Origin of the sequence: Bacillus sp. BPN334 (genome assembly GCF_008368885.1) — a bacterium.
Classification (GTDB): Bacteria; Bacillota; Bacilli; order Bacillales; family Bacillaceae_G; genus Bacillus_A; species Bacillus_A wiedmannii.
This window is the reverse complement of sequence record NZ_QOZW01000014.1, coordinates 78,891-96,433: the sequence shown is the minus strand read 5'-3', so window position 1 is coordinate 96,433 and position 17,543 is coordinate 78,891. Positions and strand designations below refer to the sequence as shown.

21 protein-coding genes and 1 riboswitch are annotated in these 17,543 nt (G+C 34.7%); of the genes, 18 read left to right on the top strand and 3 right to left on the bottom strand.

Annotated features, from left to right (window positions below):
* Positions 1 to 90 precede the first annotated feature (90 nt).
* Both DN393_RS22940 and DN393_RS22935 read left to right on the top strand, forming a co-directional pair.
* Positions 91 to 672 carry a cob(I)yrinic acid a,c-diamide adenosyltransferase gene (locus DN393_RS22940; protein ID WP_149173984.1) on the top strand — a complete coding sequence of 194 codons (582 nt, stop codon included), beginning with the start codon at positions 91 to 93 and terminating at the stop codon, positions 670 to 672.
* A gap of 85 nt (positions 673 to 757) precedes the next feature.
* Positions 758 to 1,372 carry a peptidoglycan DD-metalloendopeptidase family protein gene (locus DN393_RS22935; RefSeq protein WP_088048399.1) on the top strand — a complete coding sequence of 205 codons (615 nt, stop codon included), beginning with the start codon at positions 758 to 760 and terminating at the stop codon, positions 1,370 to 1,372.
* A 30-nt stretch (positions 1,373 to 1,402) separates the two neighbouring features.
* Here DN393_RS22935 and DN393_RS22930 read toward each other — a convergent pair whose 3' ends face one another.
* Entirely contained in the window at positions 1,403 to 2,089 is a 687-nt protein-coding gene (locus DN393_RS22930) for a hypothetical protein (protein ID WP_000711800.1), read from the bottom strand.
* A 245-nt stretch (positions 2,090 to 2,334) separates the two neighbouring features.
* Positions 2,335 to 2,474, top strand: a riboswitch (FMN riboswitch).
* Positions 2,475 to 2,636: 162 nt separating this feature from the next.
* Here DN393_RS22930 and DN393_RS22925 point away from each other — a divergent pair.
* Complete coding sequence (locus DN393_RS22925; protein ID WP_000810851.1) at positions 2,637 to 3,215, top strand: ECF transporter S component; 579 nt, start codon at positions 2,637 to 2,639, stop codon at positions 3,213 to 3,215.
* Positions 3,216 to 3,338: 123 nt separating this feature from the next.
* Here the strand turns inward: DN393_RS22925 and DN393_RS22920 are convergent, their stop codons facing one another.
* On the bottom strand, positions 3,339 to 3,587 hold the full coding sequence (locus tag DN393_RS22920; protein WP_001151994.1) for a ferredoxin: 249 nt from the start codon (positions 3,585 to 3,587) through the stop codon (positions 3,339 to 3,341).
* 298 nt (positions 3,588 to 3,885) lie between these two features.
* Here DN393_RS22920 and DN393_RS22915 point away from each other — a divergent pair, with 298 nt between their 5' ends.
* The 12 genes from DN393_RS22915 (at position 3,886) to DN393_RS22860 (ending at position 13,883) form a co-directional block, all read left to right on the top strand.
* Entirely contained in the window at positions 3,886 to 4,947 is a 1,062-nt protein-coding gene (locus DN393_RS22915; protein WP_064476627.1) for a YpbB family protein, read from the top strand.
* A complete protein-coding gene (locus DN393_RS22910; RefSeq protein ID WP_064476626.1) occupies positions 4,937 to 6,466 on the top strand; it encodes a RecQ family ATP-dependent DNA helicase in 1,530 nt (509 codons plus the stop codon). Before DN393_RS22915 ends, DN393_RS22910 begins: the two co-directional genes overlap by 11 nt.
* The gene (locus DN393_RS22905; protein WP_001025763.1) at positions 6,466 to 7,029 is read left to right on the top strand and encodes a CPBP family intramembrane glutamic endopeptidase; all 564 of its coding nucleotides are present in this window, start codon (positions 6,466 to 6,468) and stop codon (positions 7,027 to 7,029) included. Before DN393_RS22910 ends, DN393_RS22905 begins: the two co-directional genes overlap by 1 nt.
* A 22-nt stretch (positions 7,030 to 7,051) precedes the next feature.
* Positions 7,052 to 7,531 (top strand): LysM peptidoglycan-binding domain-containing protein, encoded by a 480-nt coding sequence (locus DN393_RS22900; RefSeq protein WP_064476625.1) that lies wholly within the window; start codon positions 7,052 to 7,054, stop codon positions 7,529 to 7,531.
* Between the two features lie 58 nt (positions 7,532 to 7,589).
* Positions 7,590 to 8,366 carry a metallophosphoesterase gene (locus tag DN393_RS22895; RefSeq protein ID WP_064476624.1) on the top strand — a complete coding sequence of 259 codons (777 nt, stop codon included), beginning with the start codon at positions 7,590 to 7,592 and terminating at the stop codon, positions 8,364 to 8,366.
* Positions 8,366 to 9,241 carry a MerR family transcriptional regulator gene (locus tag DN393_RS22890; protein ID WP_149173973.1) on the top strand — a complete coding sequence of 292 codons (876 nt, stop codon included), beginning with the start codon at positions 8,366 to 8,368 and terminating at the stop codon, positions 9,239 to 9,241. The genes DN393_RS22895 and DN393_RS22890 overlap by 1 nt, the downstream gene beginning before the upstream one ends.
* A 77-nt stretch (positions 9,242 to 9,318) precedes the next feature.
* On the top strand, positions 9,319 to 9,927 hold the full coding sequence (locus DN393_RS22885) for a genetic competence negative regulator (RefSeq protein WP_001235391.1): 609 nt from the start codon (positions 9,319 to 9,321) through the stop codon (positions 9,925 to 9,927).
* 351 nt (positions 9,928 to 10,278) lie between these two features.
* The gene (gudB, locus tag DN393_RS22880) at positions 10,279 to 11,565 is read left to right on the top strand and encodes an NAD-specific glutamate dehydrogenase (protein ID WP_000225171.1); all 1,287 of its coding nucleotides are present in this window, start codon (positions 10,279 to 10,281) and stop codon (positions 11,563 to 11,565) included.
* A gap of 78 nt (positions 11,566 to 11,643) precedes the next feature.
* On the top strand, positions 11,644 to 11,853 hold the full coding sequence (locus DN393_RS22875; protein WP_064476622.1) for a hypothetical protein: 210 nt from the start codon (positions 11,644 to 11,646) through the stop codon (positions 11,851 to 11,853).
* A gap of 93 nt (positions 11,854 to 11,946) precedes the next feature.
* Positions 11,947 to 12,183 (top strand): DUF3961 domain-containing protein, encoded by a 237-nt coding sequence (locus tag DN393_RS22870; RefSeq protein WP_001983018.1) that lies wholly within the window; start codon positions 11,947 to 11,949, stop codon positions 12,181 to 12,183.
* Between the two features lie 79 nt (positions 12,184 to 12,262).
* A complete protein-coding gene (locus tag DN393_RS22865; protein ID WP_001240648.1) occupies positions 12,263 to 12,793 on the top strand; it encodes a peptidoglycan recognition protein family protein in 531 nt (176 codons plus the stop codon).
* Positions 12,794 to 12,902: 109 nt separating this feature from the next.
* Entirely contained in the window at positions 12,903 to 13,883 is a 981-nt protein-coding gene (locus tag DN393_RS22860; protein ID WP_001168483.1) for a YpdA family putative bacillithiol disulfide reductase, read from the top strand.
* A 36-nt stretch (positions 13,884 to 13,919) separates the two neighbouring features.
* Here the strand turns inward: DN393_RS22860 and ansA are convergent, their stop codons facing one another.
* Entirely contained in the window at positions 13,920 to 14,894 is a 975-nt protein-coding gene (gene ansA, locus DN393_RS22855) for an asparaginase (RefSeq protein ID WP_081257388.1), read from the bottom strand.
* Between the two features lie 180 nt (positions 14,895 to 15,074).
* Here ansA and DN393_RS31690 point away from each other — a divergent pair, with 180 nt between their 5' ends.
* The 3 genes from DN393_RS31690 (at position 15,075) to rpsA (ending at position 17,535) form a co-directional block, all read left to right on the top strand.
* Positions 15,075 to 15,248, top strand: a complete 174-nt coding sequence (locus DN393_RS31690) for a YpfB family protein (RefSeq protein ID WP_000738047.1) — start codon at positions 15,075 to 15,077, stop codon at positions 15,246 to 15,248.
* Between the two features lie 128 nt (positions 15,249 to 15,376).
* Positions 15,377 to 16,054 (top strand): (d)CMP kinase, encoded by a 678-nt coding sequence (gene cmk / locus DN393_RS22850; protein WP_088048402.1) that lies wholly within the window; start codon positions 15,377 to 15,379, stop codon positions 16,052 to 16,054.
* A gap of 332 nt (positions 16,055 to 16,386) precedes the next feature.
* Entirely contained in the window at positions 16,387 to 17,535 is a 1,149-nt protein-coding gene (rpsA, locus tag DN393_RS22845) for a 30S ribosomal protein S1 (protein ID WP_000229549.1), read from the top strand.
* The last annotated feature ends 8 nt before the right edge of the window (positions 17,536 to 17,543 follow it).

Sequence of the window (17,543 nt, the reverse complement as noted above, 5' to 3'; positions counted from 1 at the left end):
TTTTTTTGTAAAATCAATTAAATAAATAATAGTAGAACTTTTTTTCTATCTCAGTCGAATGAAGAATAATAAGAGGGGTGTCGTGAAGTGATGAAATTATACACGAAAACAGGAGATAAAGGGACAACAAGTGTAATAGGCGGTAGAGTGGATAAAGATAATATGCGAGTTGAAGCATATGGCACGATAGATGAGGCGAATTCTCATATTGGATATGCAATGACTAAGCTACAAGGCGGGCCTTTTGGAGATATTTACAATGAACTTGAAAATATTCAACATGAACTATTTGATTGCGGGGGAGACTTGGCGATAGTAGAGGGGAAAATACCTTATAAAGTAACGATCAAAATGGTTGAAAGCTTAGAAAGAAGGATTGATTCGTATATAGAAGAAGCACCGCCGTTAGAGCGTTTTATTTTACCGGGTGGAAGCGAGTCGGCAGCTGCTATTCATATTGCACGTACAGTTGTAAGGCGAGCAGAACGATGTGTAGTGTCCTTGCAAAAAGAAGGGGAAATAAATGAAGTTGTTCTAAAGTATGTAAATAGATTATCTGATTATTTGTTTGCGGTAGCTAGAGTAATAAACGCTCGATTACAAGTAAAAGATGTGGAGTATAATCGCAGTGCAATCGTTTTTCGTGATAAAAACGAGAAGGAAGTGGAGTGATTCACTTTCTTTTTTTGTATACTTTTTTCTGTAATATACCAAAATAAGAGAAGGTATGGTGTTAATTAGAAAACGGAGGATGTATATGAAAGTGTTAAAATATGGCGTCATGTTATTGATGGTATTGTTTTTATCTCAATTACATGTGTACGCAGAGGGAAATCAATGGACATGGCCTGTTGAAGGGCAGATAAGTGATTATTTTGGGACAAGGCATGGAAAACACTACGGTATAGATATAGCGGCACCGATTGGCACGCCTGTGGCAGCTATTCAAGAAGGTAAGGTAACAAAGTCTTATTATTCAAGTAGTTATGGAAACGTTGTATTTATTAAACATGGAGAATATGAGGCTGTGTATGCGCATTTAAATAAGAGATATGTAGTTCAAGGGGATTATATTTCAAAAGGAGAAATAATTGGAGAAGTAGGAAATACAGGAGAATCGAGAGGTGCACACTTACATTTAGAAGTTCATCAAGGAAGATGGACGATGGCGAAAAAGAATGCGATGAATCCATTGCTTGTTCTAAATGAACAGAGAAATGAAGTTGTTTCCTCATCCTTATATGTCGTCCAAAAAGGGGACACTTTAGTTAGTATTGCACGGAAATTTAGTATGTCAGTTAAGGAAGTTAAAGATAAAAATGGACTGCAGCAAGATTGGATTTATCCAAATCAACAATTATACGTAAAGTAAAAAAAGAGCTAGTTAAACTAGCTCTTTTTTTTACCAAAAAATAAAGACACATATAAATCCAGAAATAGCTAAGTAGCTATATAAGTAAAATACTTTCGTTCTTGTTTTTTCGTTCGTTCGAAATAGTACAATAGTCGGTTCAATTAAACCGATTGTCAAACAAAGTAAACCAAGAAGCATACAACCGATTGAAATGGAGTACAGGGCGATTTGTGGCGCTTGAAATGGAATCATCCATTTTAATAAAAATGCAATAAGTGCAGTGTAGCAAATGCTGCCGATGTATTTATTCAACGGTGCATTAGAACGGAACCCTGGAAGTTTTTTCAAGAAAGAACGGGAAACAACTTCAGTTTGTAAAGATGTGTGCTCTTCAATTATTTTTTGAGCTTCTTTTCCTTTTTGGAAAAGGGATAATATCCAGTTTCGCTCACCTTGAAAAATAAATTGAGAAGTTGTCAAATAATGATCCACCTTCACTTTATTCCAACTCTTCCACGGGTGACGCTCACACAGTTTTAATTTACTCTCTGTTTTTTTATCATACTGATAAATACTGATGCCATCTTCATCGAAAGCAGCATAGTATGTCTCGCTTGAGAATGTGCCTAAATCAATTGGACAGTAGAAAAGTAATTCTTTTTTTAAGTAAAAGTATTCTTTTCTTAAGTTTTTTTTCATTGCTTCTCGAATAGAGTGTCTCTTTTCTTTTTTCATGACATTTCCTCCATAATCCAGAAAATGTTCTTATCTTAACAATTCAACATCTTATCACTTTTCATTATATATGACTAGGGGATTCATAGGGGAAATGCCGAATACTAAAAAATCTGGGGTGTATTGTAAAATATAGTGATTGGTTTTGATTATATAAAATTAATAACTTATTTTTAATAAGTTACACTTTTTTTGTTCACAATACGATTATGTTGTTGTATAATAAAGTGGAAAATAGAATATCGGTCTATCTTCGGGGCAGGGTGAAAATCCCGACCGGCGGTGATGAACAGTATGTAATTTTGTTCTAAGCCCGCGAGCCGTTAAGGCAGGATTTGGTGTGATTCCAAAGCCGACAGTATAGTCTGGATGGGAGAAGATGGAGGTTCAAGCGTTCAAAAAAGATATGGATTTGAACGTCTGTTTGATGTGCCTTAAATTCTCCCTTTGTGTAAAACACAAAGGGTTTTTTCGTTCTATGAAAAAGTAGGCATAGCAGAACCTTTCCACTTTCCATGAGAAGATCGATGGAAAAGGAGAGAGAAAGATGAAACAAAAAAACAGTGTAGTGCAGATGGTGAGTGTAGCGATGCTAAGTAGTATTGCATATTTACTGATGATGTTGGATTTCCCGTTTCCAGGGCTTCCGCCATTTTTAAAAATTGATTTTAGTGATGTACCAGCTCTAATTGCAGCAATTATTTTCGGGCCAGTTGCAGGGATAATTGTAGAGGCGATAAAGAATATTTTACATTACGGAATTCAAGGGAGTTTAACGGGAGTGCCAGTTGGAGAAATTGCTAACTTTATTGCAGGGTGTTTATTTATTGGACCGGCAGCTTTCTTATTTAGAAAGTATCGTACTGTTAAGAGTTTAACGACAGGATTAATGCTAGGGACAATTACAATGGCGCTCATTATGAGTGTATTAAATTACATCATTATATTCCCAGCTTACACTTGGTTTTTAAATTCACCAGCTATGTCTAGCGAGGCTATAAGAACAACGGTTGTAACGGCAATCTTACCATTTAATTTGATTAAAGGAATTGTTGTGACAATTGTATTTGTAGCGTTATTCTCACGCCTGAAAGTATGGGTGTTTGCAAAAATGAAAAATGCATAAAATATAAAATAAAACCATTAGTAGTATGGAACTACTAGTGGTTTTTTATTAAGTAGAATGAAAATAGAAAACAAAAAATATCCCTCATATTAATGAGGGATATTTTTTGAAGTTAATAAAAGACTATTCGAATTTTAAAGAGTCGCCATCAAATGATTCATCAGCAACTTTAATTGAGTCAGTTGGACAACCTTCGAATGCATCCATCATATCTTCAATCAATACATCTGGAATTTCAACGATACCTTGGTTATCGTCTAACGTTACAAATGCAATACCTTCATCATCATAATCATAAATGTCTGGTGCAGCAGCGCCGCAAGCACCACATGCGATACAAGTATCTTTATCAACGATTGTATATTTTGCCATCTTTTTTCCCTCCTGATAATATGTATGTGAAAAGCTCGCCATAAAAATTATAACCTTATTGTAAAACGGTTTTTAAAACTTTTCAACATAAAATTATAATGATAATCCTTATCAATTAGAGTGTCAACTAATTTTTGCATTATGTCATAAGATTTTCAAAATACGTAAATGTTATTTCGTTTGGTACAATATACTATATACAAGTACATAGTGCCGATATGATAAGTTTAATGAGTAACATAGAATGGTGCAATCATACTAAAAAGTAATTAAGCTAGATTGAAAGGTGGAAGCGGTAATGCAACTACAATATACTTTATTGTATTGTTTAAAACAATTGAATGGTGAAAGGACCGTTTCTTCTATTTATTATTTATTAAAAGGAAAACGATCTTCGCAAACGTTACAAGATGGAAATATGTTCCGAATTTCATTTTTGTTTGGAATATATAAATCGTTAAATAGAACAGACTATGATCGGGAAGTTGCAAAGTTGTTGCAAGTAGATTTGATTCGAGAAATACATGAAAATACATATTTGTTAACATCTAAAGGTAAAATGCAGTTACATACATGGGAGGAAGTGTATGCTTTTCCCGCGCATTTACATGGTTTACACTATGGTGAATTAGGTGAAACATTTTGGAAACGATTATCATTAATTATTCAAACTATATCTAATTTACAACAGAATAATACGAAGTTTATTCCCATTCAACAAGATACAGAAATAATGATGTGGGTAAAACGTTTTTTAACAGGTATACCATATAGGCGAAGTGAATTGGCTAAAAGATTATGGAAAGAAATACATAATCTTTTAGGAAAAGGTGATGTGGTAGAAGCGACGATTGTAACATATAGATTAACAGGATATGAACGTATCGGTTGTACATTGCAGCAATTAGCGGAAATTACGAAACAAGATATATTCCGGGTGTATTTTTTATTTTGGGGTACAATTCACTTCTTTATACAAGAAGTTCGCGATAAAGAAAATGAATTTCCTCTATTAGCTGAGATTATCTCTTATCCAAATGAGAGAGCTGAATTATTTAGTTTATCAACGAAAAAAACATATAATTTTTGGAGACAAGGACGCTCTTTAGATGAAATAGCGACAATTAGAAATTTAAAGGTTGCAACGATAGAAGATCATTTTGTTGAAATTGCTTTGCGGGAAAAAGAGTTTTCAATCGAGATGTTTATGGAAAAAGACAAAATAGATAAAGTGACAAAAGTAATTGAGGCATTACAAACACGTAAGTTGCGTGAGTTGAAACAAGCGGTTGGAGAGGGTATCTCTTATTTTGAAGTTCGTCTTGTATTGGCGCGGATGGAGGGTATAAATGAAGCTTGAGGAATATTTATATAGATGGTTTGGATATTCTGAATTTCGTCCAGGACAAAAAGGGGTAATTACAGATTTGTTAGAAGGAAAAGATGTTATAGCAATGCTCCCGACTGGAAGAGGGAAGTCTATGTGCTATCAACTTCCTGGGTTAATGCAAGAAGGAACCGTGCTTGTTGTATCACCATTATTATCTTTGATGGAAGATCAGGTTACACAATTAAAGTATGTTGTGAAAAACCGAGTAATAGCATTTAATAGTTTTCGGACATTACATGAAAAAAGAGAAGCGATGAAAAAATTAGCTTCATATAAATTTATTTTTGTTTCACCAGAGATGTTGCAGTCGGAAGTGTTAATAAGAGAATTGAAGAAAGTTCATATTTCATTGTTTGTTGTGGATGAGGCTCATTGTATTTCACAATGGGGTTATGATTTTAGACCAGACTATAAAAAACTAAATGTAGTCATTGAGAATATCGGGTCTCCTACGGTGCTAGCATTAACGGCAACAGCGACAAAAGATGTACTCCGGGATATAGCAGAAAGTTTAGATTTGAAGAAAGTGACGCAGCATGTATACTCTATTGATCGTCCAAATATCGCAATGGAAGTACAATTTGTGGAGACGATAGAAGAGAAGAAAGAAGCGCTTTTGGACCAGGTGATGTATTTACAAGGGCCAGGGATTGTATATTGTTCAAGCAGAGCGTGGACAGAACGTTTAACGGAATATTTAAGAGGAAAAGGCGTGACTGGTGTCGCTTTTTATCATGGTGGTATGGAACATGAAGAGCGTATGTTAATTCAACAGCAGTTTATGAATGACCAGTTGCAGCTTGTAATATGTACAAGTGCTTTTGGTATGGGAGTAAATAAGTCGAATACGAGCTATATTATTCATTTTCATTATCCGACTAATGTAGCTTCCTATTTACAAGAAATCGGAAGAGCTGGAAGAGACGGTGAACCGAGTATAGCTATCTTACTATGTAGTCCGTTAGATCACGATTTACCAATTTCAATAATTGAAGATGAATTGCCAAGTCAGTCGCAAATACAATTTTTATTCTCTTTACTACAAGAAAGAATGTTTCCAACGAAAGAATTACCAATAGAAGAGGTAGAAGAAATTTGTTATAATGCAGCAAGATTTAATGAACAGTATTGGCGTTTCATCCGCTATCATCTCGAACAGCTTGGAATCATACAACAGCGAAAATTAAAATTAGAGAGCTTGTCAGATGAAATTATGAACAGATTAATAGCTGAAGTAGAAATAAGGCTACGTAATAAATATAGTGAGCTAGAAAACATGAAATCGTGGATACAAGTGAAAGAATGTAGGCGTGAATATTTGTTGCAACAGTTCGGTTATAGAAAAGAGAACGAGTTGAAAAATTGCTGTGACTATTGTGGTATTACAAAAACAGATTATAAAAAAAGACAAGCGCAACAATCGGATTTCGACTATAATTGGGAAACAGAGTTACAAAAGCTTTTCGGTCTAGAAAAGATGGGGGAATGATGAACATTCAAAGGCATAATATTGAAGATATGAGTCCGAAAGAAATAAGGCTGAATCTGTATATCACACAGTTCATTATTATCGGTATCGGTTGTTTACTAGCATATATATTATTCCGAGATATAAAATCGGTGTATAGTCTGTGGAAGTGGGAACCGGTGTCTATACTTATAATAGGTGGCTTGTTGGCGATTGGTATTGTGTTATTAGATTATGTTGCAATGCGAGTATTTCCAGAGTCTTGGTTTGATGATGGTGGTATTAACGATAAGATGTTTCAAGGAATGTCAGTTATGCACCTACTCGTTATTACGTTCATTATCGGCTTTGCAGAAGAATTTTTATTTAGAGGTGTAGTGCAGACGCACTTTGGAATTGTAATAGCCAGTTTAGTATTTGCAGTGTTACATATTCGGTATATAACAAAGCCATTTTTGTTTTGTTTCGTCTGTTTCATTAGTTTTGTCTTTGGTTATGTATTTGAATGGACAGGGAATTTGTTTATAACAATCTTTGCACACTTTCTTGTTGATTTTATAATGGGACTCCAATTAAGAAAATAAATGGAAGGTGGTGGTGAACAACATGAGAAAACGAATTCCTGATTTCGAAGAGGAATTAGAAGTTGAGCGAGTGGAAGAAAAAGAAAGTTTACCGCCGCGTAGTGAAATTCATAGAAATAAAGAGAAAAAAGAAAAGTTTAAAATGAATCATATTTTCGTCCGAGTTTTAACATTTCTATTCATATTACTACCAATTAGTATCTTATGGTATACAGATAAATATATTCAGGTGAAAAGTGATGGTAATAACGCTGGGAAAAGTGCGTTTGAGGTCATTTTCTTTGATTCAGCTAAATCTGATTCTGAGGCAACATCTGAGAAAGTAGTAACGCATACAGTGAAAGAAGGAGAAACTTTAGAAAGTATAGCGAAGCAATATTTTTCAGATGAAACTGGGATTGAAGTGATTAAAAAGTATAATGATTTACAAGAAGATGAAGTGAATGTAGGTCAAGAAATAAAAATTCCGATAAAAGATAAGTCCGCAAAGCAGGATAGCTAGTAACATACCTACTATAAAAACGGAGGATTATCTTTATGAGGAAGGGAGTAAAAAATATATGATATGGATTATCTTATTAAGTGCTCTCATATGTATTGGTATTATATTTCTTCTTGTAATGTATACAGAAGCGATGCGTAATACTGTGTTAGAACATACTTTACTTTTTGAAGAATTTCCGAAAAGTTTTCAAAAAGTAAAGGTGTTTTTTATTTCTGATATTCATAGAAGGGTCATTTCAAGTTCATTAATTGAACAAGTAAAAGGAAAAGTAGACCTTGTAATTATTGGCGGTGATTTAGCGGAAAGAGGCGTCCCTTTATCGAAAATTTCTGCAAATATACAAAAGTTAAGAGCGATAGCTCCTGTATATTTTGTATGGGGAAATAATGATTATGAGATTGAATATCATGAATTAGATGCTTTGTTATTAGAAAATAATGTGAAAGTTTTAGATAATACAAGAGTTGTATTTGAGTCTGAACTAGGAGAAAAAATTTGTTTACTCGGTATAGATGATGTTGGTTTGAAGCGTGATCGTTTAGATTTAGCGTTGGCTGATTGCAAAGAAGATGGTTTTCGCATATTAATTAGCCACAACCCTGATATAATAAATAAAATGTCTGGAAAAGAACAAATTTCACTTGTGTTAAGTGGACATACACATGGAGGACAGATTCGATTATTCCCATCTAAAAAATATTTAAAAGGTGGCGTATATAAGCATTCAAATATGACTCTTTTTGTTAGTAATGGGTATGGAACAACGTTGATTCCACTTCGCTTCCGAGCACCTGCTCAAACACATATTATTACGTTATGCGGAGGGAAATGATGCCAACTCTAAACGGGAAATATAACATAAAAGCTGTTTCGAATATAATTGGAATTCAGCCGAGTACGCTTCGTGCATGGGAAAGACGATATCAAATTATTGCCCCAAAGCGGAATCATGCGGGGCATCGATTATATACAGAAGAACATATTCAAATTTTGAAATGGTTAATGGACAAGGTTTCTTCCGGCATGATGATTGGACAAGCAGTTCAATTATTAGAAGAGAATCGTTTGCAGAGTAATGTTCAAAAAGAAATACATTACGATAGAGAAGTTGTTTTAGTGGACGATTTACTGCAAGCTTTGTTAAAATTTGATGAAATTACAACTTCTGCATTGTTAAACGAGGCTTTCAGTATTTATGCAACAGAAAAAGTCATAGCAAGTATTGTTCTTCAAGTGTCAAATAAATTGTTAACGTTAAAAAATAATAATGAAGTTACAATGGTGCAATTCCAATATGTCGTATCATTTTTACAAACTCGTCTAGGAATGGTGTATCATAATGCATCATCATTTTCTTCTATACACAAAGTTGTCGTGTTAGAAAATAATATGTTGAAAGGGTTTGTTTTCTCAACGTATTTACGCTTAAAAGGATATGAGGCGATATATATTAGGTTAAGCTTAGTGGAAGATGGTATTTTGTTAGCTGTTGAGCAAATACAACCTACATATGTAGTAGTCTCTTTTAATGAGGAACGAGAACTTAAGAACGCGATGAAAGACATGAATTTGTTGCAAGAAAAAAGTGAGAAACTTTCTGTTGGATTTATAGGAGAAATAGGTGCTCGAGATCAGTTGAACATTCAAACATGCCTAATTGGTGATACGAAAGAAGAATGGGATGATTGGTTAAAAATGTTAGAATAGTTGTTCGAAAAGAACCATCTATTTTCTATTTCATATAATAAAAATTATATTCATTGGTTACGTAGGGAGGGTATGAGATGAGGCTGGAACGATTAAATTACAATAAGATAAAAATTTTCTTAACATTTGATGATTTATCTGAACGAGGGTTAACAAAAGAAGATTTGTGGAGAAATGCACCGAAAGTACAGCAATTATTTCGTGATATGATGCAAGAAGCAAATAAGGAACTAGGGTTTGAAGCGGATGGCCCGATTGCAGTTGAAGTATTTTCTCTACAAGCGCAAGGAATGGTCGTAATTGTAACGAAAGAACATCAAGATGTGGATACAGATGATGAGTTCCGTGACGAGTTTATTGAAATGCAAGTGACTCTAGATGAAAGCGAGCATATACTTTATGAGTTTGCTACACTAGATGACGTAATTAACCTGTCGAATCGTTTATATAACCTTGATGTAACTGGCGGAAAACTATATACGTGGGATGGGCGTTTCTATCTTTGGATGGAAGAAGAGGAGCAAGTTCAATTACTGAAGGCAGATTTTATAGCTATTTTAGCGGAATATGGTAATCCGTCTACAGCAACTATTTATCGTCTAATGGAGTATGGTAAAGAATTAATGGCTTCTCAAGCAATTGAACAAATACACAATTACTTTGTGAAAAAACAAAACCTTAGCTAATATAACAAAGCTAAGGTTTTGTTTTTTATTTGGAGAAACCTAAAATGTTGGTCTGAAAATGTCAAAACGATTAATGGTATAGCGGGAATCATAAATATTTGGGTGCTCTTTACTATACTTAAAAATATCTTCTTAAGTTGTTATATATAAGTAAAATAAAAAATATTTAAATATTTAAGTATTTTACTTTTCTAAAAGCGATAAAAGGACTATAATGATAGTGAAAACGCTTGCAACAGGAAATAGTTTGTATATATTTGTTAGCGTTTTCTATTGCATTCCAAATTTAACGGTGTATACTAGGCAATGAAGGTTTACTAAACAAGTGAAATTACAGGGGGTTTACTTACTATGGTAGCCGAAAAGGGAACTCAAACAAAAACACAACAACAAAGGGAACAACATTTTGAACTATTGAATTCGACACAAATTGTTATTAGTGAAGCATTAGAAAAATTGGGTTATCCAAACGAAGTATATGAATTATTAAAAGAACCAATTCGTATGATGACAGTGAAAATACCAGTTCGTATGGATGACGGGACTGTTAAAATATTTACAGGATATCGTGCACAACATAATGATGCTGTTGGTCCAACGAAAGGTGGAATTCGCTTCCATCCGAATGTAACAGAAAATGAAGTGAAAGCACTTTCAATTTGGATGAGTTTAAAATGTGGTATTGTTGATTTACCATACGGTGGAGGTAAAGGTGGAATTATCTGTGACCCACGTGAAATGTCATTCCGTGAGTTAGAAAGATTAAGCCGCGGTTATGTACGAGCAATTAGCCAAATCGTAGGACCGACGAAAGATATTCCAGCTCCAGATGTATTCACAAACTCTCAAATCATGGCATGGATGATGGATGAATATAGCCGTATTGATGAATTTAATTCACCAGGATTTATTACAGGTAAGCCACTTGTATTAGGTGGATCACATGGACGTGAAACAGCAACGGCGAAAGGTGTAACAATTTGTATTCGCGAAGCTGCAAAAAAACGCGACATTGATATTAAAGGTGCACGCGTTGTTGTTCAAGGATTCGGTAATGCTGGTAGCTTCTTAGCTAAATTTATGCATGATGCAGGCGCGAAAGTTATTGCAATCTCGGATGCTTACGGTGCATTGCATGATCCAAACGGATTAGATATTGATTATTTATTAGACCGTCGTGATAGCTTCGGTACAGTAACAAAACTATTTAATAATACAATTTCAAACAAAGAATTGTTAGAACTGGATTGCGACATTTTAGTTCCAGCTGCAATTGAGAACCAAATTACAGAAGAAAATGCTAATAATATTAAAGCGAAAATCGTTGTTGAAGCTGCAAATGGTCCAACAACATTAGAAGCAACTAAAATTTTAACAGATCGCGGAATTTTACTTGTTCCAGACGTATTAGCAAGTGCTGGCGGTGTGACAGTATCTTACTTTGAGTGGGTACAAAATAACCAAGGTTACTACTGGACTGAAGAAGAAGTAGAACAACGTTTAGAAAAAGTAATGGTAAGATCATTTGATTCTATTTATGAAACAGCACAAGTTCGTAAAGTGAACATGCGCTTAGCTGCGTATATGGTCGGTGTTCGTAAAATGGCTGAAGCAAGTCGCTTCAGAGGTTGGGTATAATATTATATCGTGAGAAAACGTGATTCCTTTCGAGGGAATCACGTTTTTTTGTTGAAGTATTAGTGTGAGGTGTTGTATATGGAAAATGAAATGATGGAACGAGTAGAACAATTAGAAGAAAAGGTTAAGAGGTTAGAGGGAGAACTCTCAAGAACGATGAAAGGCCGAAAAACAAGTAACGTTCGGATGTTCGGAGAAGGACTACTGTTTTTAATATTTGGTGCAGTTGTAGTAGGGCCGATTATCGCTTTTGTAATCTCGATTCTTACTTGGATTGTTGAAAAATAAAATAAAAACAAAAAAGAACGCTTGTTCTGCACGAACAAACGTGCTATACTTTCCTTAGATAAACAAAACGGAAATGATTTTAAGGAGAGATAAATGATGAAAATGACAGTAGACCAAAGATTTATGATGCCAGCAGATGTTGTAGAACGAGTGGAAGTATTAAGAAACAAACAAAGTAAGCGCGGCACATTATTACAATCTGTAAATAAATTTTTCGGTTTAGATACGAAAGAAGATTGTGTTTGGTTTTACGGTTTTTATGGAGTTGCTGTAAGTATTTTATTATTTATGGTGTTCACATCAAATATTTTCGATTTTCTCTTCGCGTAAGAAATATGCGATAAGGACATTGCTACCGAATACATATATAAAGAAGTAAGGTAATCTTCTGAAGTGGGAGTTGGTAGTAATGGCGATGTTTCCTATAGAGCGTAACTATATTGGGTATGGAAGTTCACGACCGGGAATTCCTCTTTCTAAAGTAAGGTTTATTGTAAGTCATGATACGGGGAACCCTGGTAGCAATGCGATAGGGAATCGGGATTATTTTAATGAAATACAACCGAAAGCTTCGGCACATACATTTATAGATGATAAAACAATATTGGAAATTGTTCCTATAAATGAAGTTGCCTATCACGTTCGATATGGTGTGCCGACAGATAATGACTTATATGGTTATGATGCCAATAAGGCTGCCATTGGAGTGGAACTTTGTTATGGCGGTGATGTTAACTTTTGGGAAGCATATACCCGTTTTACGTGGTATCATGCGTATTTATGTCAAAACTTCGGCTTGAATCCGAAGAAAGATATCGTATCACATAAAACACTTGACCCAGCTAGAAAGATTGATCCTGAAAATGTATTAGGGAAACAAGGTATTAAATTTCAGCAGTTTTTAGCAGATGTCTATCGGATGTACGTTTCGTTTAGATGACAAATATATGAAAAATGAATACAATAAAGATAGGTGCCTACTGCTGTAAGTAGGTTTTTTCTTGTTTTTATAAATAGCGTATTGGTAGAAGACTAGGAGTGAGCTGAGTATGCAGAAAGAAACAGCTATCATAATTGGAGGCGGTCCGTGCGGATTAGCAGCAGCAATTTCGTTGCAAAAGGTAGGGATAAATCCGTTAGTAATTGAAAAAGGAAACATTGTAAATGCGATTTATAATTATCCAACTCATCAAACATTTTTCTCTTCTAGTGAAAAATTAGAAATTGGTGATGTAGCTTTTATTACAGAAAATCGTAAGCCAGTTCGAAATCAAGCGCTTGCGTATTATCGTGAAGTAGTAAAGCGTAAATCTGTACGTGTAAATGCTTTTGAGCGAGTGGAGAAAGTACAAAAAGATGGAGAAGTTTTTCATGTTGAGACAACAAAGCGTGACGGAAGTAAAGAAATATATATAGCGAAATATGTTGTTGTAGCAACTGGATATTATGACAATCCAAATTATATGAATGTTCCTGGCGAGGAACTGAAGAAAGTAGCTCACTATTTTAAAGAGGGACATCCTTATTTTGATCGAGATGTAGTAGTTATAGGTGGGAAAAACTCGAGTATAGATGCCGCGTTAGAACTTGTTAAAACCGGTGCGCGTGTAACGGTTTTATATCGCGGAAGTGAGTATTCACCAAGCATTAAGCCGTGGATTTTGCCGGAGTTTGAGGCGTTAGTACGAAGCGGCACAATTCAAATGCATTTCAGGGCTCATGTGAAAGAAATTACTGAACATACAGTAACGTTTACAGTCGATGATGAGGCATATACAATCCAAAATGATTTTGTATTTGCGATGACTGGTTACCATCCTGATCATAGTTTCTTAACGAAGATGGGTGTTCGGATTGATGAAGAAACAGGACGTCCGATTTATGCAGAGGATACAATGGAAACGAACGCTGAAAATATTTTCATTGCAGGTGTAATTGCTGCTGGAAATAATGCAAATGAAATATTTATTGAGAACGGTCGATTTCATGGGGATGCGATTGCGCAAACCATTGCGTCAAGGGAAATATAAAAAGAAGCTGTCGAAATAAACTTCGACAGCTTCTTTTTAATTGTGCATAAACATATTTTGGATTGTTTCATGAGAATTTGTATTCTCTAATGCAACTAATAATTTAATACGTGCTTTTTGAGCATTTAAACCGTATGTGAATACAATACCCATATCTTTTAATTGTTTGCCGCCACCTTCATATGAATATACATCTTGCACGATGCCATTGAAACAGCGAGAAACTAATACGACAGGAATTCCTTTGTCGATTAATCGTTCTAGACTAGGAAGTGTTCTTGGAGGTAAATTACCTTGTCCAAGTGCTTCAATAACAATCCCATCTACTGGAAGGTTTTCAATTGCTCCTAACAATGTATCGTCCATACCAGCGTATGCTTTTAGAACAACTACGTTTTTAGAAACCTTATTTACTGAATATGTTTCATGGTGTACTAAAGCGTGATGGAATACAACGCCGCGCTTTGTTACCATACCAATTGGTCCATACTGTGGACTCTGGAATGTTGCCACGTTACTTGTATGTGTTTTCGTTACATTTGTAGCGCAATGGATTTCGTCGTTTAATACGACTAAAACACCTTTTTCAGCAGCTTCACTACAGCTAGCTACTTTTACAGCCGATAAGAAGTTATATAGACCATCAGCACCTAATTCATTACTAGAACGCATTGCACCTGTTACAACGATTGGAATAGTTGCTTGCACTGTTAAATCTAAGAAATAGGCTGTTTCTTCTAATGTATCCGTACCATGCGTAATGACTACGCCATGAATGTTGTCTTGTTTTACTCTTTCATCAATGATGACTTGTAATTGTAACATTTCGCTCGGTGTCATATGAGGAGATGGTAGATGGAACACGTCTTCAACGATTAAATCAACATCGCCTTCTAAATCAGGAATAAATTTTAAAAGAGGATTTTTTTCACCTGGTTGTACGACCCCAGTTTCTTTATCTTCCTCCATTGCAATTGTTCCACCTGTGTGTAAAACTAGGATTCTTTTCAATGCTTATACCCCTTTCAAGTTGAAAAATACATTTAGAACATAACATGTTTTGAGTAAATTCGACAATGGAAATGTATAAAAGTATGCCTCGAAAATGACAATAAAGTTAGCTGCTATATATACGATGTATAAAATCACGAAACGAAATGTGTAAATGTAGGATAGGAGGGAGCAATTACATTGAAAAAGATGGAGAAAATTTTTATTCGTATATTAGTAATACAATTCATTTGTCTTTCTGTTGTGCAATTGTTATTTATACATAAGTCATCAGTGAAATATTTATCTAAAATTGTTTATTATGAAGGTGTCATGGTAAAAAACAAAGCAGAAATCTTACAGGTGAATAGGTAGTTTTCATTTTCTTCTATGGAGGATTATGCTACAATAATTGAGGATTTAATGACGTGAAGCAAATGAGAAGAAGCAGGAGAATACCTGCTTTTCGTTTTGTTTTATAAGTGAAAAAATGAGGTGTTACAATGGATAAACGAATTTCAATTGCTATAGATGGTCCAGCAGCTGCTGGAAAAAGTACGGTTGCAAAAGTTGTGGCAAAGAAACTTTCTTACGTTTATATTGATACAGGCGCAATGTACCGCACGATTACATATGCAGCCCTTGAACAAAAAGTGGACATTGAAAATGAAGAGAAGTTAATGGAAGTTGTAAAGAATGTAAATATTGAGTTTCAGCAAGGAGAAAATACACAACTTGTATTTTTAAATGGACAAGATGTTTCTGAAGTAATTCGTACACCTGAGGTGACGAATCGAGTATCTATTGTGGCGAAACATCGCCTTGTTCGTGAAGAAATGGTACGTCGTCAACAAGAGTTAGCGGAAAAAGGCGGCGTTGTAATGGATGGCCGTGATATTGGTACACATGTGTTACCAGATGCTGAAGTGAAGATCTTTATGCTTGCTTCTGTTGAAGAAAGAGCAGAAAGAAGACATTTAGAAAATATAAATAAAGGTTTCGATTCTAATTTAGAGCAGTTAAAAAAAGAAATTGCTCAGCGTGATAAATTAGATTCAGAACGCGAAGTTTCTCCTCTAAAGAAAGCTGATGATGCATTGGAATTAGATACAACTTCTTTATCAATTGAAGAAGTTGTCCAAAAAATTATGAGTATTGTTTCAGGAGTGTTTACGAAATAAAGAAAGGGGATAACCTCTTTCTTTTTTGTTTATATAGCAATGTAAAGGATGCGTGAATTGTGAGTCTCTTTCCTTGACAAATGATCGGATTTGTAAGAAGTTAGTAAAAGAAGGATAAAACTTTCAGAATATATTCGCTATTATATTTCAAAACATACTTTCTTCAAGATGATTTTGCTGTATACTATTTATATAGGTTTAATATATTTTCTAGTGAAATGTATGAAAACTGAGTATGTGATGATAAATTCTTAAACATGCAAATGAAAACATATGTTTTCATTTCGTATATACATAAAAATGCTTTGTCAATTCTGTAGGGAGGTATTTCCATGGTAGAGAAAATGAATGAAGAAGTTATGGATTCAAAAGAATTACAAGTTGGTGACGTTGTTACAGGTTCTGTAACGAAAGTTGAAGAGAAACAAGTGCTTGTAAATGTTGGATACAAAACAGATGGCGTAATTCCAATTAGTGAATTAGCTAACGTTCATATTGAAAAAGCAAGCGATGTTGTAGAATTAGATCAAATACTAGAATTGAAAATTATTAAATTAGAAGAAGATGATCTTGTCTTATCTAAACGTGCTGTTGATGCAGAAAAAGCATGGGTAGAATTACAAGAGAAATTTACTTCTGGTCATGTGTTTGATGTTACTGTAAAAGATATCGTGAATGGTGGATTAGTTGTGGACCTTGGTGTTCGTGGTTTTATCCCAGCTTCACTTGTAGAAGTACATTATGTAGAAGATTTTACTGACTATAAAGGCAAAACATTAGCCGTGAAAATTGTTGAATTAGACCGCGAAAAAAATCGTGTAATCCTTTCGCATAAAGCAGTAGTAGAATTAGAACTAGATTCTAAGAAAAAAGAAGCGATTTCTTCATTAAAAGAAGGAGACGTTGTTGAAGGAACAGTGCAACGATTAACGGATTTTGGTGCTTTCGTTAACGTTGGTGGTGTGGACGGTTTAGTTCATATTTCACAAATTTCACACGAACGTGTAGAGCAACCTTCTGAAGTATTAGAGCAAGGTCAAAAGGTAAAGGTAAAGGTATTATCTGTTGATGCTGATACACAACGTATTTCTTTATCAATTAAAGCAGCTCAGCCAGGACCTTGGGAGAATGTTGCTGGCGAAATAAAAGCTGGAGATATTCGTGAGGGAGTAGTAAAACGTCTTGTTACATTCGGTGCATTCGTTGAAATTTTACCTGGCGTTGAAGGTCTTGTGCATGTATCTCAAATTGCAAATCGTCACGTGAAAAATCCAAATGAAGTATTGGAAATGGGACAAGAAGTAAAAGTGAAAGTGCTTGAAGTCCATGTTGCAGAGAAACGTATTTCTTTAAGTATAAAAGAAACGCTTGAGGAAAATAATGTAATTGAGGATTACAGTCAGTATGAACCAAATGCTGATTCTGCTACTTTCCAATTAAGTGATATTATTGGTGAACAACTGAAAAAATTAAAGAAATAAAGAGGGGT

Coding starts and splice junctions, on each gene's coding strand:
- DN393_RS22935 (WP_088048399.1), top strand. CDS start 758: ATGAAAGTGTTAAAATATGGCGTCATGTTATTGATGGTATTGTTTTTA.
- DN393_RS22915 (WP_064476627.1), top strand. CDS start 3,886: ATGCAACTACAATATACTTTATTGTATTGTTTAAAACAATTGAATGGT.
- gudB (WP_000225171.1), top strand. CDS start 10,279: ATGGTAGCCGAAAAGGGAACTCAAACAAAAACACAACAACAAAGGGAA.
- DN393_RS22910 (WP_064476626.1), top strand. CDS start 4,937: ATGAAGCTTGAGGAATATTTATATAGATGGTTTGGATATTCTGAATTT.
- DN393_RS22930 (WP_000711800.1), bottom strand. CDS start 2,089: ATGAAAAAAGAAAAGAGACACTCTATTCGAGAAGCAATGAAAAAAAAC.
- DN393_RS22900 (WP_064476625.1), top strand. CDS start 7,052: ATGAGAAAACGAATTCCTGATTTCGAAGAGGAATTAGAAGTTGAGCGA.
- DN393_RS22865 (WP_001240648.1), top strand. CDS start 12,263: ATGGCGATGTTTCCTATAGAGCGTAACTATATTGGGTATGGAAGTTCA.
- DN393_RS22920 (WP_001151994.1), bottom strand. CDS start 3,587: ATGGCAAAATATACAATCGTTGATAAAGATACTTGTATCGCATGTGGT.
- DN393_RS22895 (WP_064476624.1), top strand. CDS start 7,590: ATGATATGGATTATCTTATTAAGTGCTCTCATATGTATTGGTATTATA.
- DN393_RS22940 (WP_149173984.1), top strand. CDS start 91: ATGAAATTATACACGAAAACAGGAGATAAAGGGACAACAAGTGTAATA.
- DN393_RS22925 (WP_000810851.1), top strand. CDS start 2,637: ATGAAACAAAAAAACAGTGTAGTGCAGATGGTGAGTGTAGCGATGCTA.
- DN393_RS22885 (WP_001235391.1), top strand. CDS start 9,319: ATGAGGCTGGAACGATTAAATTACAATAAGATAAAAATTTTCTTAACA.
- rpsA (WP_000229549.1), top strand. CDS start 16,387: ATGGTAGAGAAAATGAATGAAGAAGTTATGGATTCAAAAGAATTACAA.
- cmk (WP_088048402.1), top strand. CDS start 15,377: ATGGATAAACGAATTTCAATTGCTATAGATGGTCCAGCAGCTGCTGGA.
- DN393_RS22870 (WP_001983018.1), top strand. CDS start 11,947: ATGATGAAAATGACAGTAGACCAAAGATTTATGATGCCAGCAGATGTT.
- DN393_RS22890 (WP_149173973.1), top strand. CDS start 8,366: ATGCCAACTCTAAACGGGAAATATAACATAAAAGCTGTTTCGAATATA.
- DN393_RS22860 (WP_001168483.1), top strand. CDS start 12,903: ATGCAGAAAGAAACAGCTATCATAATTGGAGGCGGTCCGTGCGGATTA.
- DN393_RS22875 (WP_064476622.1), top strand. CDS start 11,644: ATGGAAAATGAAATGATGGAACGAGTAGAACAATTAGAAGAAAAGGTT.
- DN393_RS22905 (WP_001025763.1), top strand. CDS start 6,466: ATGAACATTCAAAGGCATAATATTGAAGATATGAGTCCGAAAGAAATA.